At 68.3% G+C, this 12295-nt stretch carries 15 protein-coding genes; 8 read left to right on the top strand and 7 right to left on the bottom strand.

Annotated elements, in window-relative coordinates; translation table 11 throughout:
• Position 1: 1 nt before the first annotated feature.
• Entirely contained in the window at positions 2 to 616 is a 615-nt protein-coding gene (locus ABZX37_RS25545) for a DUF3558 domain-containing protein (protein ID WP_354743531.1), read from the bottom strand.
• A complete protein-coding gene (locus ABZX37_RS25540; RefSeq protein ID WP_354743529.1) occupies positions 613 to 1011 on the bottom strand; it encodes a hypothetical protein in 399 nt (132 codons plus the stop codon). The genes ABZX37_RS25545 and ABZX37_RS25540 overlap by 4 nt, the downstream gene beginning before the upstream one ends.
• A 182-nt stretch (positions 1012 to 1193) precedes the next feature.
• Between ABZX37_RS25540 and ABZX37_RS25535 the strand changes: the two genes are divergently transcribed.
• Positions 1194 to 1442 (top strand): helix-turn-helix transcriptional regulator, encoded by a 249-nt coding sequence (locus tag ABZX37_RS25535; RefSeq protein ID WP_354743528.1) that lies wholly within the window; start codon positions 1194 to 1196, stop codon positions 1440 to 1442.
• Here ABZX37_RS25535 and ABZX37_RS25530 read toward each other — a convergent pair.
• From ABZX37_RS25530 to ABZX37_RS25520, 3 genes are all read right to left on the bottom strand, one after another.
• Complete coding sequence (locus tag ABZX37_RS25530) at positions 1439 to 2089, bottom strand: VC0807 family protein (RefSeq protein ID WP_354743526.1); 651 nt, start codon at positions 2087 to 2089, stop codon at positions 1439 to 1441. The genes ABZX37_RS25535 and ABZX37_RS25530 overlap by 4 nt on opposite strands.
• 92 nt (positions 2090 to 2181) lie before the next feature.
• A complete protein-coding gene (locus ABZX37_RS25525) occupies positions 2182 to 2937 on the bottom strand; it encodes a decaprenylphospho-beta-D-erythro-pentofuranosid-2-ulose 2-reductase (RefSeq protein WP_354743524.1) in 756 nt (251 codons plus the stop codon).
• Complete coding sequence (locus ABZX37_RS25520; protein ID WP_354743523.1) at positions 2934 to 4307, bottom strand: FAD-binding oxidoreductase; 1374 nt, start codon at positions 4305 to 4307, stop codon at positions 2934 to 2936. Before ABZX37_RS25520 ends, ABZX37_RS25525 begins: the two co-directional genes overlap by 4 nt.
• A gap of 145 nt (positions 4308 to 4452) precedes the next feature.
• Here ABZX37_RS25520 and ABZX37_RS25515 point away from each other — a divergent pair, with 145 nt between their 5' ends.
• The 3 genes from ABZX37_RS25515 (at position 4453) to ABZX37_RS25505 (ending at position 7908) form a co-directional block, all read left to right on the top strand.
• A complete protein-coding gene (locus tag ABZX37_RS25515) occupies positions 4453 to 4920 on the top strand; it encodes a GtrA family protein (RefSeq protein WP_354743522.1) in 468 nt (155 codons plus the stop codon).
• A 5-nt stretch (positions 4921 to 4925) separates the two neighbouring features.
• Positions 4926 to 6833: a glycosyltransferase gene (locus ABZX37_RS25510; protein ID WP_354743521.1), complete on the top strand. Its 1908-nt coding sequence runs from the start codon at positions 4926 to 4928 to the stop codon at positions 6831 to 6833.
• A 76-nt stretch (positions 6834 to 6909) separates the two neighbouring features.
• Complete coding sequence (locus tag ABZX37_RS25505; RefSeq protein WP_354743519.1) at positions 6910 to 7908, top strand: acyl-CoA dehydrogenase family protein; 999 nt, start codon at positions 6910 to 6912, stop codon at positions 7906 to 7908.
• Here ABZX37_RS25505 and ABZX37_RS25500 read toward each other — a convergent pair.
• Together ABZX37_RS25500 and ABZX37_RS25495 are read right to left on the bottom strand one after the other, a co-directional pair.
• On the bottom strand, positions 7905 to 8147 hold the full coding sequence (locus ABZX37_RS25500) for a hypothetical protein (protein ID WP_344282872.1): 243 nt from the start codon (positions 8145 to 8147) through the stop codon (positions 7905 to 7907). The genes ABZX37_RS25505 and ABZX37_RS25500 overlap by 4 nt on opposite strands.
• A 78-nt stretch (positions 8148 to 8225) precedes the next feature.
• Entirely contained in the window at positions 8226 to 9065 is an 840-nt protein-coding gene (locus ABZX37_RS25495) for an NAD(P)H-binding protein (RefSeq protein WP_354743517.1), read from the bottom strand.
• A gap of 116 nt (positions 9066 to 9181) precedes the next feature.
• Between ABZX37_RS25495 and ABZX37_RS25490 the strand changes: the two genes are divergently transcribed.
• From ABZX37_RS25490 to ABZX37_RS25475, 4 genes are all read left to right on the top strand, one after another.
• Positions 9182 to 9760 (top strand): TetR/AcrR family transcriptional regulator, encoded by a 579-nt coding sequence (locus tag ABZX37_RS25490; RefSeq protein WP_354743515.1) that lies wholly within the window; start codon positions 9182 to 9184, stop codon positions 9758 to 9760.
• A gap of 81 nt (positions 9761 to 9841) precedes the next feature.
• Positions 9842 to 10609: an ESX secretion-associated protein EspG gene (locus ABZX37_RS25485; protein WP_354743513.1), complete on the top strand. Its 768-nt coding sequence runs from the start codon at positions 9842 to 9844 to the stop codon at positions 10607 to 10609.
• A gap of 32 nt (positions 10610 to 10641) precedes the next feature.
• Complete coding sequence (locus tag ABZX37_RS25480; protein WP_344281697.1) at positions 10642 to 11064, top strand: hypothetical protein; 423 nt, start codon at positions 10642 to 10644, stop codon at positions 11062 to 11064.
• Positions 11061 to 12251 carry a hypothetical protein gene (locus ABZX37_RS25475; protein WP_354743511.1) on the top strand — a complete coding sequence of 397 codons (1191 nt, stop codon included), beginning with the start codon at positions 11061 to 11063 and terminating at the stop codon, positions 12249 to 12251. The genes ABZX37_RS25480 and ABZX37_RS25475 overlap by 4 nt, the downstream gene beginning before the upstream one ends.
• Positions 12252 to 12295 lie beyond the last annotated feature (44 nt).

The raw sequence follows: 12295 nt of genomic DNA, 5'->3' as shown, positions 1-12295 counted from the left end.
GTCACCGGCCTGCTTTCTTCTTGAGCGTGGTGACCGCGTGGTCGGTGATGACGGCGGCGATACGGCAGGAGTCGGTCTTGCCGCTGTTGGCCAAGCCGAGGTCGACCCCGACCTCGAATTCGAGAGTGTCGGAGAGCCCCACCGCGATCTGGCATCCGTTCGTCCTCGGGCCTGGCTTCAGATCGTAGGCCACGGCGGGGAAGCCTTGGATCGGCGGAAGCACGTCGAAGCGTTTCATCTGCGGCTTGACCTGCTTGTAGATGATGCTCAAGCCTTCTCGCTGCTTGGTCGTGTAGAAGATCGTCAGCAGCGAGCCGTCCTGGTGGTCAGACCAGGTGCACTTCGGGCCGAGAGGGCCGTCTTCGGGTTTGCCGGTGACGCCGTCCCCGACGTCCTGATGGATCTGCTGGGGGCTGAGCGCGTCGCACGCGCTTCCGGAGAGCACGGAGTCCGGCAGCGGGTTCTCGACCTTCGGAGCACCGCCGTATGGCGGCACTTCTCCGCTTGGCGACGACGCGCTGCTCGGCACCGGCATGGGGTTGCCGCCCGTGGTGCCGGAGCAGCCGGTGAGCAGCATTGCCAAGCTGAACAGGACGATTGGCGTGCGGAGTTTCATTCCGTCGTTTCCTGGGGGTCGAGGCTTTTCATGGTGGCGGCTTGCTGCTGATCGATTGATTTTGTCATGCCGAGCGCCTCCGCGATGCGCTGGATGAATTCATCGACGTAGGCGATCTGAAGGTCGATGTGACCTCCGCCGTATGAGTAGGCTCCCAGTTTGTCTTTGCCGTCCCCGACCATTGCCACATGTGCGGCGAGCGTTGACGGATCCTGCGCAGGTGCCTGCATTCCGCACAGGTTGATCGCCTTCCGGCGCATCTCCGCCAGCTTCTCTTTGACGCCAATTAGCTTGCTGAGCAGCTGTTTTGCCTCATTGGGCTCCAGGACGAAGCCGTCTGGCGCGGTCGTCTTGGCCTGTCCGCTCGCGACCGTGAACGCCGTGTCCTCCCACACCTGTGCCCCCTCAGCGCTGGTGTCGGCAATTGGTTACAGGTAGCACGGTAGCCGATCAATCACCCGCGGTGGATGCGATTCGGAAAGGCGCTCGAAGACTAGACATATGTGCTCTAGACACAACTGCTCTAGCTATTTGTGCTCTGGTTTTGGCGGCGCTAGACGTGTGTGATTACTTGACCATGGCCAAGCCTCCGATCTCCGCTGCCGCGCGCATTGTCGGCGAGCGCGTGCGCGAGTTTCGGAACACGGCCGGGCTCAATCAGGAGCAGTTGGCCGAGGCGGCCGGCGTGCACTGGACGTTCGTGAGCCAGGTCGAACGCGGCCTGCGCAACATCAACCTGCACAATTTGCTCAAGTTCGCCGCCGGGCTCGGCGTGAACCCGGCGAAGCTCGTGGACGGCTTGCGTCCACCGCCGGATTCGGACTAGCTCTCGCTCGATGGCAAGTCCACTGTGGACGGCCGCAGCACCTGGCGCAGCGTGCCCTCGCGAATCAGCAGAATCTGCGTGATCACCTGCAGTCCCACGAAGAACGCGATCGACAGCCCGGCGTCGAGTGCGGGAACGTCGTCGACCGGCAGGGTGTAGGCCATCCCGATGCTCAGTCCACTGTGGACCAAACTGCCGACGCCCCACACCACCGTCAGCGCTCGCCACACCCGGCGAAACGACGGCTGCTCTTCCCAGGCCGAGTCCAGTCGAGAGCCACGGCCGGGCAACAGGGCGCGGGCGGCTTGATACGTCGTCGGGTACTGGCCGACGACCATGCTCGCGAGGAGCCAAACACCGGCCAGCGTGCTGAACCAGGCTCCGCGCACGAGCATCAGCCGGGCGTCGCCGGTCATCAGGGTGGTGGCCAAACCGACGGCCAGGAACATCAGGACGAGCAGGCCGATCCCGTCCACGCGACGCCGGGTGACCAGCGTGTACAGCACGCGCAGCGCGGGTGGCAGGCCGCTGAGCAGCAGCGCCCACACCGGCGGGACGTCGAAGGCGCGAAGCAGGTAATAGCCGCCGACTGGCGCGCCGAGGTCGATCAGCAGCGCGGCCAGCGACGAGCGGAATTCGTTCCCCATGCCCCGAGTTTCGGCGCGCGGGCACCCTCAGGACATCGTCGAGCCGGTCAGCCCGGCATCCACCGATCGGTGGATGCCCGGCCGCGAAAACGTCAGACCGGGAGCTTGCGGAAGATCGGCCGCGGCACGTGCCGCAGGATCGACATCACCAGCCGGAACTCCGACGGCGACCAGACGAGCTCCTTGCCCTTGCGCGCCGCCTCGACCGCCACGTCGGCGACCTGTTCGGCGGTCCGGGTCAGCGGAGCGTCCTTCATCCCGGCGGTCATCTTGGTCTTGACCTGGCCCGACCGGACGACGGTCACCTGCACGCCGTGCGGCGCGAGCGCCTCGCCGAGACCGAGGTAGAAGCCGTCGAAACCGGCCTTGGTCGAGCCGTACACGAAGTTCGACCGGCGGACCCGCTCGCCCGCGACCGACGACAGCGCGATGACCTTGCCGTGGCCTTGGGTCTTCAGCTTCTCCGACAGCGCCACGCCGACCGACACCGCCGCGGTGTAGTTGACCGTCGCCAGCTCAACGGCCTTGCCGTGGTCCTGCCACAGCTCCTCGGCCTCGCCGAGCAGACCGAACGCGACCACCGCGACGTCGATGTCGCCGCCGGCGAACGCCTCGTCCAGCACCTTCGGGTGCGACGCCAGGTCCTTCGCGTCAAAGGCCACAGTGGACACTTCGGCGCCGAGATCCTTCAGGCGCTGCGCGGCTTCCTCCAGCCGCGGCGAAGGACGGGCGGCCAGCACGACCCGCAGCGGCTTCTCCGCGAGGTACTTCTCCGCGATCGCCAGCGCGATGTCGGACGTGCCGCCGAGCAGCAGCAGGGACTGGGGGTTACCGACCGCGTCGATCACAGTGCGAGCCTCCGGCTCATGTCAGAGGCGAAAACGCCTTCGGGGTCAACGGAAGCGCGCACCTTGCGCCACTCCTCCAGCCGCGGGTACATCTTCGCGAACGTCTCGGGCGAGGTGCGCGAGTCCTTCGCGGTGTACAGGCGGCCGTTCGCGTCCAGGACCATCTCGTCCATTTCCTCGCAGAACCGGCTGAGCCCGTTCTTGATCGGGAAATCGACGCTCAGCATCCAGCCCGGCGCGGGCCAGGACATCGGAGCCGGGTTCGAGTCGCCCATCCGCTTGAACACGTTCAGGAACGAGTAGTGCCCGGACCGCGAGATCGCCCGGCAGATGCCCTTGAGCTGGTCTTCCGCGCCGAACGGCACGGAGAACTGGTACTGCAGGAAGCCCTTGTTGCCGTACGCGCGGTTCCACTCGCTCAGCATGTCGAGGGGGTGGTAGAACTGCGTGAGGTTCTGGATCTTGCCGCGCGCGCCCTTCTTGGGCACCGTCTTCTGCCACAGCTCGTTGATCAAGCCGAAGGTGAGCTTGTTGCCGAGCCCGTTGGGGAACACGTCCGGCAGCGTCAGCAGCTGCGGCGCGTCGAACTTCAGCGGGTTGCTGCGGAGCTTCGGCGGCAGCTGGTCGAGCTTCGCGAGCGAGCCGCGGGAGAACGTCGCGCGGCCGAGGCGGCTGTCGGACGAGATCAGGTCCGGCACCGACATCGAGTAGTCGTAGTTGAGGTCTGAACCATCGGTGAAGAGCCCGAGGGTCTCGTCGAGGTTCGAGGTGCGGTCGGCGTCCACGTAGAAGTACGCCGTTTCCGTCTTCTTCATCCGCACGGTGGCGCGGACGATGATCCCGGTGAGCCCGATTCCCGCCACCGTCGCCCAGAACAGCTCCGAATCCGGGCCTTCCGGGGTGAGCGTGCGCACGGATCCGTCGGCGGTGAGCAGGTCCATCGACACCACGTGGTTGCCGAAGCTGCCCGCCGAGTGGTGGTTCTTGCCGTGGATGTCGTTGGCGATCGCGCCGCCGATCGTCACCTGGCGGGTGCCCGGCAGGACCGGGACCCACAGGCCGTACGGCAGCGCCTCGCGCATCAGCTTGTCGAGGCTGACGCCGGCGTCGAGGTCGACGAGGCCGGAGTCCGGGTCGATCGAGTGGATGCGGTCGAGCGCGGTCATGTCGACGACCAGGCCGCCCGCGTTCTGCGCCGGGTCGCCGTAGGACCGGCCGAGGCCGCGGGCGATGACCCCGCGCGGGCCTGCGGAGGCGACGGCTCGGGCGATAGCCTCGACGTCGCGCGTGCTCAGCACGTCGGCGACGGTCCCGGCGGTGCGGCCCCAGCCGGTGAGCGTGCGGCGCTGTGTCTCGGGTGCTTGGGTCACGCGGACCAGGGTAGCCACGCCGAACACCGCCCGGAACGTGACCCTGAAGTGCCCGCTTCTACACTTTGCGCATCAAGGCACAAGCGTCCGAGCGTCGAAGTGGGTAATACGGACACTGACGCAATAGGCCGAGAAGGTATTCCAAGTGGTGGCTACAGAACCGCAGAGTGACCAAGCGCAGCAGGCGCCCGGGGGCCCCGGACTGCTGGGCCAGCTGATCCGCTTCGCGGCGATCGGCGGCTTCTGCGCCCTGCTCGACCTGGGCACGTACTCGCTGCTGCGTGCGGTCGGCATGGACGCCACGCCGTGGGTGGACATCGCGCGCGCGATCAGTTTCATCGTGGGCACGACCACCGCGTTCTTCTTGAACCGCCGCTTCACCTTCGCCGCGGGCAAGCGCGACGGGAACGCCCAGATCGGCGGGTTCGTTCTGCTGTACGCGGTGACCTTCCTCGTGACGATCGGCGTGAATCGGCTCATGCTGAACGTGCTGCCGGAGATGGCGTGGAAGGCCACGCTCGCCTGGGTCGTGTCCCAGGGGACGGCCACCGTGATCAATTTCGTGATGCTCAAGTGGGTCGTGTTCCGTGTACGGCCGGTAAAGGAGAACTGAGTTCGATGCCCGGTAAAGCAGCCCCGGTCGCGGAGGCGGCCCCCGCAGGCCAGACGCGGTTCGCCGAACACGCCCCCGAAGGCAGGCTCACGGCCCAGCGCGGGCTGTACGCCGGGCCGGCTCCCATCGTCAGCAAGGACATGTACGCCGAGGTCCTGCAGGGCAACGCCCAGCGCGATCGCGGCAGCGTGACGCTGGAGCCGTCCGCGAAGGTCACCGGCAACACCTACTTCGGCCGCTTCCCGGCGAGCTACTGGCAGCGCTGGACCACCGCGACCGAGGTGAAGCTCGAAGCCGTCGTCACCGGCGAGGGGCTGCTGTCGCTCGGCGCTTCCGACATGCTCGGCGACCCGCGCGTGGTCGACGCGCAGCAGGTCTCCGGCGCGAAGAGCGCCAAGGTCGAGCTGACCGGCAAGCTGGACAAGTTCTACGACGGCGGCGCGCTGTGGCTCGACCTCGAGACCGAGGGCGGCCAGACGCTGCGGGTCGAGCAGGTCCGCTGGACCGTCGACGCGCCGGAGACGATCCGCCCGACCGCGGTCACCATCTGCACGATGAACCGCGCCGACGACTGCCTCAAGAACCTCCAGGCGCTCGCCGCGGACGTGTCCTCGCTGGACACCCTCGACGCCATCTACGTCGCCGACCAGGGCAGCGACCTGGTCGAGTCGCGCGAGGGCTTCGAGCAGGTCGCGAAGGACCTCGGCGAGAAGCTGCACTACATCAAGCAGCCGAACCTCGGCGGCGCGGGCGGCTTCACCCGCGGCCTGTACGAGGTGGCCGGGCACACCGCCACCGAGCACGCGAACGTGCTGTTCATGGACGACGACGTGCTGCTCGAGCCGGACCTCGTCGTGCGCATGACGGCGTTCTCCAACCGCTCGGCCAACCCGATCATCGTCGGCGGCCAGATGCTCAACCTGCTGCACCCGAACCAGCTGCACGTCGGCGCCGAGTACGCCCGGCTGAACACGCTGGAGCCGGGGCAGCCGGTGCAGCACTCGCTGTCCACCGCGGACCTGCTCGGCGTCGACGAGGAGGGCAACCCGAACCGCCAGGAACGCCGCCTCGACGCCGGGTACAACGGCTGGTGGTCGTGCCTGATCCCGTACGAGGTCGTCAAGGCCATCGGCTACCCGCTGCCGTTCTTCTTCCAGTGGGACGACGCGGAGTACTCCTACCGCGCCCGCGAGTACGGCTTCCCCACGGTGACCCTGCCGGGTGCCGGCGTGTGGCACGCGGACTTCCACTGGAAGGACTGGGACGAGTGGCACCGGTACTTCAACCTGCGCAACTCGATCATCACCGCCGCGCTGCACTCGCCGTTCAACCTGAACCTGCTCTCGCGCGTGCTGATGGCGCAGCTGGTGCGCTACCTGCTCGGCATGCAGTACGGCCTGTCCGCGACGCTGATCAAGGCGGTCGAGGACTTCCTGGAGGGCCCGGAGGTCCTGCGCGACGGCGGCGTCGAGGCGATGAAGGAGATCCGCCGGATCCGCGACGCCTACCCGGAGACCAAGCGGCACAAGGCCACTGACGTGCCGGGCATCGCGTCCAACGACATCGGCATCATCAACAGCGCGCCGCGGCCGAGCATGCAGCGGCTCGTGCTGATCAAGCGCATCCTCGACAAGGCGCTCGGCCGCAGCCGCTTCGGGCTCGGCGCGGTGCCGATCGACGAGGCGCACTGGTGGCACATCGCGCTGTTCGACACCGCCGTGGTCACCGACGCGTCGCAGGAAGGCGTGCGCGTGCGCACCTACGACAAGGTCAAGATGTTCGACCTGGCCAAGCGCGGCGCGAAGGTGATCAACCGGCTGCGCAAGGAAGGCGCGGGCGTGCAGGAGCAGTACAAGCGCGCCATGCCGGAACTGACCTCGCGCGACAACTGGAAGCGGCTCTACGAGCTGTGACGGGCTGAGCTGGTCTGAAAAGGGCGTCTCGCGTTCGGCGAGACGCCCTTTTTGTCTTTTTGGGTAGCTTGGTTTCATGGCCGACCTGGTTTCCCGTGCGCGCGCTCTCGCCGACGACCTGTTGTTTCCCGCGGCCGCCGAGGTGGACCGGCTGGGCGTGGTGCCGCGGTCGCATTTCGACGCGCTCGCCGAGGAAGGTTTCTACGGTCTCGCCGCACCTGATTCCGGGGTGGACCTCGACCAGTTGGTCGGGGTGCTCGAAGCGCTGGCCGGCGGGTGCCTGAGCACCGCGTTCACCTGGCTGCAGCACCACGGTCTCGTCGCCGGGCTGGCCGTAACGGACCGGGAGGACCTGCGCGAGCGGTATCTGCCGGACCTGATCAGCGGACGGCTGCGCGCGGGAGTCGCGCGCGCGGGCGTGATCCCGACGCCGCCGCGAGTCCGGGTACAGCGGGTCGACGGCGGCTATCGATTCGACGGTGAAGCGCCGTTCGTGAGCGGCTGGGACGCGATTGACCTGCTGCATTTGTCCGGGCGCGACGGCGACACGGTGGTCAATGCCTTGGTGTCGCCGATCGTCGGGCACAGCCTGGTCGCCGAACCGTTGACGCTCATGGCCGCGCAAGGCACCGCGACGGTACGGCTGAAGCTCGACAATCACTTCATTCCGGACGAATCGGTTTTCTCCCAGGTCAGCTACGACAAGTTCGTGGCGGACAGCATCTTCGCGTCCCGGCTCAACGGATGCGCGCCGCTTGGATTGGCCGAGCGTTGCGCCAGTCTGATCGAGGCCGCTGGCGAGGCGGAAACGGCGACGGCGTTGCGTTCCGAACAGGACGAAATCCGGCGTCGCCTCAACGCTGGCCTCGCCGACCCGGCCACGCTCCCGGCAGCCCGCGCGGCCGGTGCCGACCTGGCGTACCGGTCAGCGGGTGCGCTCGCGGCCGCGACGGGCAGTCGCGCGGTGCTGCCCGGGGCGCACGCCGGCCGTCTGGTGCGCGAGGCGACGTTCCTGCTCGTCGCCGCGAGCAGACCGGAGATCCGCGCCGGGCTGCTCGAACTCGCCCGTCGCTAAACGGACAGGCCGAATTTGCCCTTTCGGCTCAGATCGTCGACATAGGCGGCTGCCACGTGGACGAAATTCACCGAAACAGTGTTGCCGTCCCGGGTTTCGAGCGAGTGGACGCCGCCGTGTTTGAGTAGGTCGGGGAGCTTTTCCTGGACTGTCTCGGAACTGTCGGCGGTGAGCGGGAAGATCAGCGGCTCTCCGCCTGCCGAGAGGTGCAGGACCAGTGCTGGTTTGGGATCTGCCATGAGCCCATGGCAGCAGTGGGTGATCATCGGCGGCAAGAGCGGTTCGCCGACAGCGGATCCGCTCACAGCGGAAGCGCGCTAGCCGGTTTCGGCGAGGCGGTCCGCGACAGTGCGGGGCTCGCGCCCGAGAAGCTCGCCCAGAAGCGGGCCTGATTCGGCGAAATAGTCGGCCCGAGTGGCCTGGTACCAGGTGAGCATGAACCGGGCCGCCTGCTCCGGGACACCGTTCGCGATCTGTTCGGCAACCCATTGTTCGTCGGCCAGGACGACGCGATTGATAGTGCGACCGGTGAGGCCGGAAGCGATTTTGGCGAAATCGTCGAAAGTGACGGCGGTCGGAGCGGCCAGGGTGACGGGGCCGTCGACGGAGCGGTCACCGGCGAGGAGGGCCGCGGTCGCCTCGGCGATGTCCGCACGGTCGGTGTACGGGACGGGGCCGTCTGCCGGCTGAGCGATCTCGCCGGTCCGCTGCCACGGGCCGAGCACCTGGTCGAGCGGGCCGTAAGCACCGTTGCGCAGTGCGGTCCAGGCAATTCCGGAGTCGCCGAGGGTCGCCTCGGTGGCGAGGTGGAGGTCCGACGGCCCATACGGGTTGCCGGGGGCGGCACCGTGCTGGCTCGTGTAGAGAATCCGCCGGGCACCGGCCGCGACGGCCGCGTCGATGGCGCGTCGGTGCAGGCTGACCAGGTCGGCGGCGGGGTCGTTGCCGGAGATCAGCAGAACCTGCCCGGCATCGGCGAAAGAGTCGCCCGGATCCTCGTAGGAGCCCTGCCGCACGCGGACGCCGCGGTCGGCGAAGTGCCGCGCCTTGGCCGGATCGCGGACGCTGACGCCGATCTGGTCGGCCGGTACGCGCTTGAGGAGGTGCTTGACGGTGGCACTGCCCAGCCCGCCGGTAGCACCGGTGACAACGATCATTTTTCCTGGTCTCTTCCTCGGGAGCATAAGTTGACCACGTGGGTCAACTTCTTCCGTCGTCGACTTTAGGTAAGCTGACCGGGCTAGTCAACTTACGCTGAGAGACGAGGAACGCGGTGCCTGCGGAATCCCGGCTGCGCGCCGACGCCAAGCGCAATTCCGAGCAGATCCGAACCGCTGCGATCGGCGCCTTCCAGGGACGGGGCCTGACGGTCCCGCTGGAGGAGGTCGCCAAGGCGGCTGGGGTCAGCAAAGCCACGATCTTCAACCGGTTCGGCGGCCGGATCGGACTCATCGAGGCGGTCATCGAAGAGGTCGTCGCGACGGAGCTGTTCGCGGTCATCGACCGCATGCGGACCGCCGACGACATCGGCGAGCGGGTCGACTGCTACGTCACCTCGCTGCGCGATCTCCAGTATCGCCAGCCCTCCGTCAACGACGTCCTGCTGCAGACCTATCCGAACTCGCCGCAGCTCATGGAGATCTGCCGGGTCGGGAGCGAGGCCAACGAAGAACTCGTCGCGGCGGCGCGGGCCGCCGGTGCGGTGCGGCCGGAGTTCACGGCGGGTGACCTCCACGCCTTCGTCGTCGAGACCGCCCTCGCCCTCAAACACGGCGAACGACCTCCGCGTGACTCCTACGACCGTCGCACCGCTTACTTCCTGAACGGAATCCGAACACCGCGCTCCGGATGACGCGCTCTTGGCGCCGATGGCCGCGACGGTGCGGAGTGGACTACGGTTTCGCCGGGGAGAGACCGGATTTAGGGGTGGGTCGTGCCGTACACGTTGACGCTGTCACCGGCAGCGGTGGATCTCCTGCTGGCGGAACTCGGCCTCGGCCGCGCGCCGGCGCCGTTCGTGGTGCCGCACATCGGCATCACCGGCGAGGAACGCGCCGCAGTGCGCGACGCCGTCTTCCGCGACCTCGACAGCCGCGGCCTGCTGCGGCGCGGGACCGTCGACGACGACGTCCAGATCGCGCTCGCCACGTTCGCCCGGCCCGGCCTCGCGGTGTCCGCGGCGGCCAAGATCGGCGACGAGCAGCTGTTTGCGCGGGTCGCGTCCAACGGCCAGTTCGCGGTGCTCGTCTGCCAGCGGGACGGGATGTTCGCCTTCGAGGAGGTCCGCCCGACCGGCATCGTCCCGGCGATCGTCGACCTGCTGCCGCTCACGCCCGCCGCGGCGGGGCAGTCGGTGACCGTCGCGCGGCCGGCGAAGCAGCCGGTGCGGGGCGACGCGTACGACCCGTTCGCCGGGGTCAGCGGCCCGCGCACGCACAATCCGCAGCTCAGGGCCGTCCAGCGGATCTTCGAGAAGCCGCGGCTGGCGGTCGGCCAGTTCACGCCGTACGTGAGCGACGGCAACGGCCACGAGCGGGCGCTGCCGTCGCTCGCGTGGTTCGACACCGAACTCGGCCGCTACCTGCTCAGCACGCGCGATTCCAGCGACGGCAACCGCTGGCTCACCTACGCGCCGGCAGACAATGCCCGTCTGGCCCAACAACTGTTCACCCAGCTTGAAGGCTATTCGGCAAACGCCTGACCGGAGCGGCTCGCGTCGGTAAACTCCGGCGCATGAGCACTGATCCGCTGGCGGCAGGCGGGCTGAACGCCAAGGGCATCGCCGAAGCCGCGGCCGAAACGCACAAGCTGGCCGGGACCGCGAAAGCCGGCGGGTTCAGCATCGACGGCGACGCACTCGGTGACCTGCGCAAAGCGCTCACCGACATGGTCACGCGCCTCGAACGGCTCAAGCCGCAGACCCAGGCGCTGACGACCGCGCCGAAGCTCGGCAGCCACCCGTACGGGCACACCGTGGCCGAGCACGACCGCAAGAGCGGCTCCGACGCGCCCGGGGCGGCCCTCGACGTGCTGGACCAGTTCGGCCGGATCCTGAAGGAGGCCGACGAGGCCCTCGCGCGGGCCGGCGGGGTCTACACCGAGAACGAGAGCCAGGCCATCGACTCCCACCGCACCGTGAAGGGCAGCACCGAATGAGCACGCCGCAGCCGGGGCTCGCGCCGTCGGACGCCGACTACCTCGGGCACCCGCACCAGCAGCTGAAGTCGTACGTCGAGACGAATCTCGACGTGGAGCAGGTTTCGTCGGTGTCGCACGCGTACACCGAGGTGCAGAAAGCGTTCGAGGACTTCACGACGCAGCTGGGCGAGGCCGTGAAGAAGGCCGCGCACGCCTGGAGCGGCGAGGCCGCGGCCGGTGCGCAGGCGTATTTCGTGAGCCTCGCCGAATGGGCCGAGGCGAATGGCCAGAATGCGAAACTGGCCGCGCGGATCGTCGAAGAGCAGGCGTCCGCCGCGCAGGCGGCGAAGCACTCGATGCCGGACGCGGTCCCGTTCGACTGGTCCGAGGAATTCGACAAATGGTCGCACGCGAGTCCGCTCGAAATGAGCAATGAGATCGACGCGACGCTGAAGAAGCAGCAGGACAGCCGTTCCGCGCACGAACAGGCAGCGGAAACGATGTCGAAGTACGACGCTTCGCTGCACGAGACAGGGTCGAAGCAGCCGGCTTTCGCGCACCCGCCGAAGTTCGGCGTCGCTTCTGGCGGCGGTGCCGCGGTGGCTATGCCGACTGGTCCGGAGCACCACGACGCGGCTTCTGCTCCCGCTCCCGCTGCTCCGGCCAGCCCTGCTCCTGCTGCGGCTGATGCTGGCTCGGCCTCGGCAGGTGCCGCGGCTGGCGGCGGCGGTGCCGTGGCTGGGCACGCGAGCGCCCCGACCGTCAGCGGCCCGAGCCAGTTCACCGGCGCGGTGCACCAGGCGATGCCGGACAGCGCGACCACCGCGGCCGGCTACGCCCCGCCCGCCGCGCAGTCGGCCCCGGGCGGCGGCAACGCCGGAGCGGCCGGAATGGGCATGGGCGCGATGCCCATGGGCGGCATGATGGGCGGTGGCGGCGGAGGTTTCGGCGCCGACGAGGAACACCAGAGCAAGGTCGGCCGAGGCGGCGGCTCATTCGGCCCCGGCGACGGCGCGATGGAACCAGGAGCGGCCGATGTCGCGGCCGGCGGCATGGGCGGCGCCCCGGCCCGCCCGGGCATGGGCTTCGGAGCCCGCCCGTACGACGACAGCCTCAACCAGCCCGCGTTCGTGATGGAGATCGAGGACGACGACGAGGTGTTCGGCAGCGGGCATCGCTCCGCGCCGCCGGTTATCGGGGAGTAGCTTGAATGTCCGTTGTGGACGGTGGGGTTAGCGCACTGTCCACA

The organism is Amycolatopsis sp. NPDC004079 (assembly GCF_040610415.1).
GTDB lineage: Bacteria > Actinomycetota > Actinomycetes > Mycobacteriales > Pseudonocardiaceae > Amycolatopsis > Amycolatopsis halotolerans.
The sequence above is the reverse complement of the archived record's forward strand: the minus strand, read 5'-3'. Positions and strand labels throughout refer to the sequence as shown.

What these genes read in the sequence shown, in the direction of transcription:
- ABZX37_RS25545 (WP_354743531.1), bottom strand. Translation starts at nt 616, where the DNA reads ATGAAACTCCGCACGCCAATCGTCCTGTTCAGCTTGGCAATGCTGCTC.
- ABZX37_RS25535 (WP_354743528.1), top strand. Translation starts at nt 1,194, where the DNA reads ATGGCCAAGCCTCCGATCTCCGCTGCCGCGCGCATTGTCGGCGAGCGC.
- ABZX37_RS25530 (WP_354743526.1), bottom strand. Translation starts at nt 2,089, where the DNA reads ATGGGGAACGAATTCCGCTCGTCGCTGGCCGCGCTGCTGATCGACCTC.
- ABZX37_RS25510 (WP_354743521.1), top strand. Translation starts at nt 4,926, where the DNA reads ATGCCCGGTAAAGCAGCCCCGGTCGCGGAGGCGGCCCCCGCAGGCCAG.
- ABZX37_RS25505 (WP_354743519.1), top strand. Translation starts at nt 6,910, where the DNA reads ATGGCCGACCTGGTTTCCCGTGCGCGCGCTCTCGCCGACGACCTGTTG.
- ABZX37_RS25500 (WP_344282872.1), bottom strand. Translation starts at nt 8,147, where the DNA reads ATGGCAGATCCCAAACCAGCACTGGTCCTGCACCTCTCGGCAGGCGGA.
- ABZX37_RS25495 (WP_354743517.1), bottom strand. Translation starts at nt 9,065, where the DNA reads ATGATCGTTGTCACCGGTGCTACCGGCGGGCTGGGCAGTGCCACCGTC.
- ABZX37_RS25480 (WP_344281697.1), top strand. Translation starts at nt 10,642, where the DNA reads ATGAGCACTGATCCGCTGGCGGCAGGCGGGCTGAACGCCAAGGGCATC.
- ABZX37_RS25475 (WP_354743511.1), top strand. Translation starts at nt 11,061, where the DNA reads ATGAGCACGCCGCAGCCGGGGCTCGCGCCGTCGGACGCCGACTACCTC.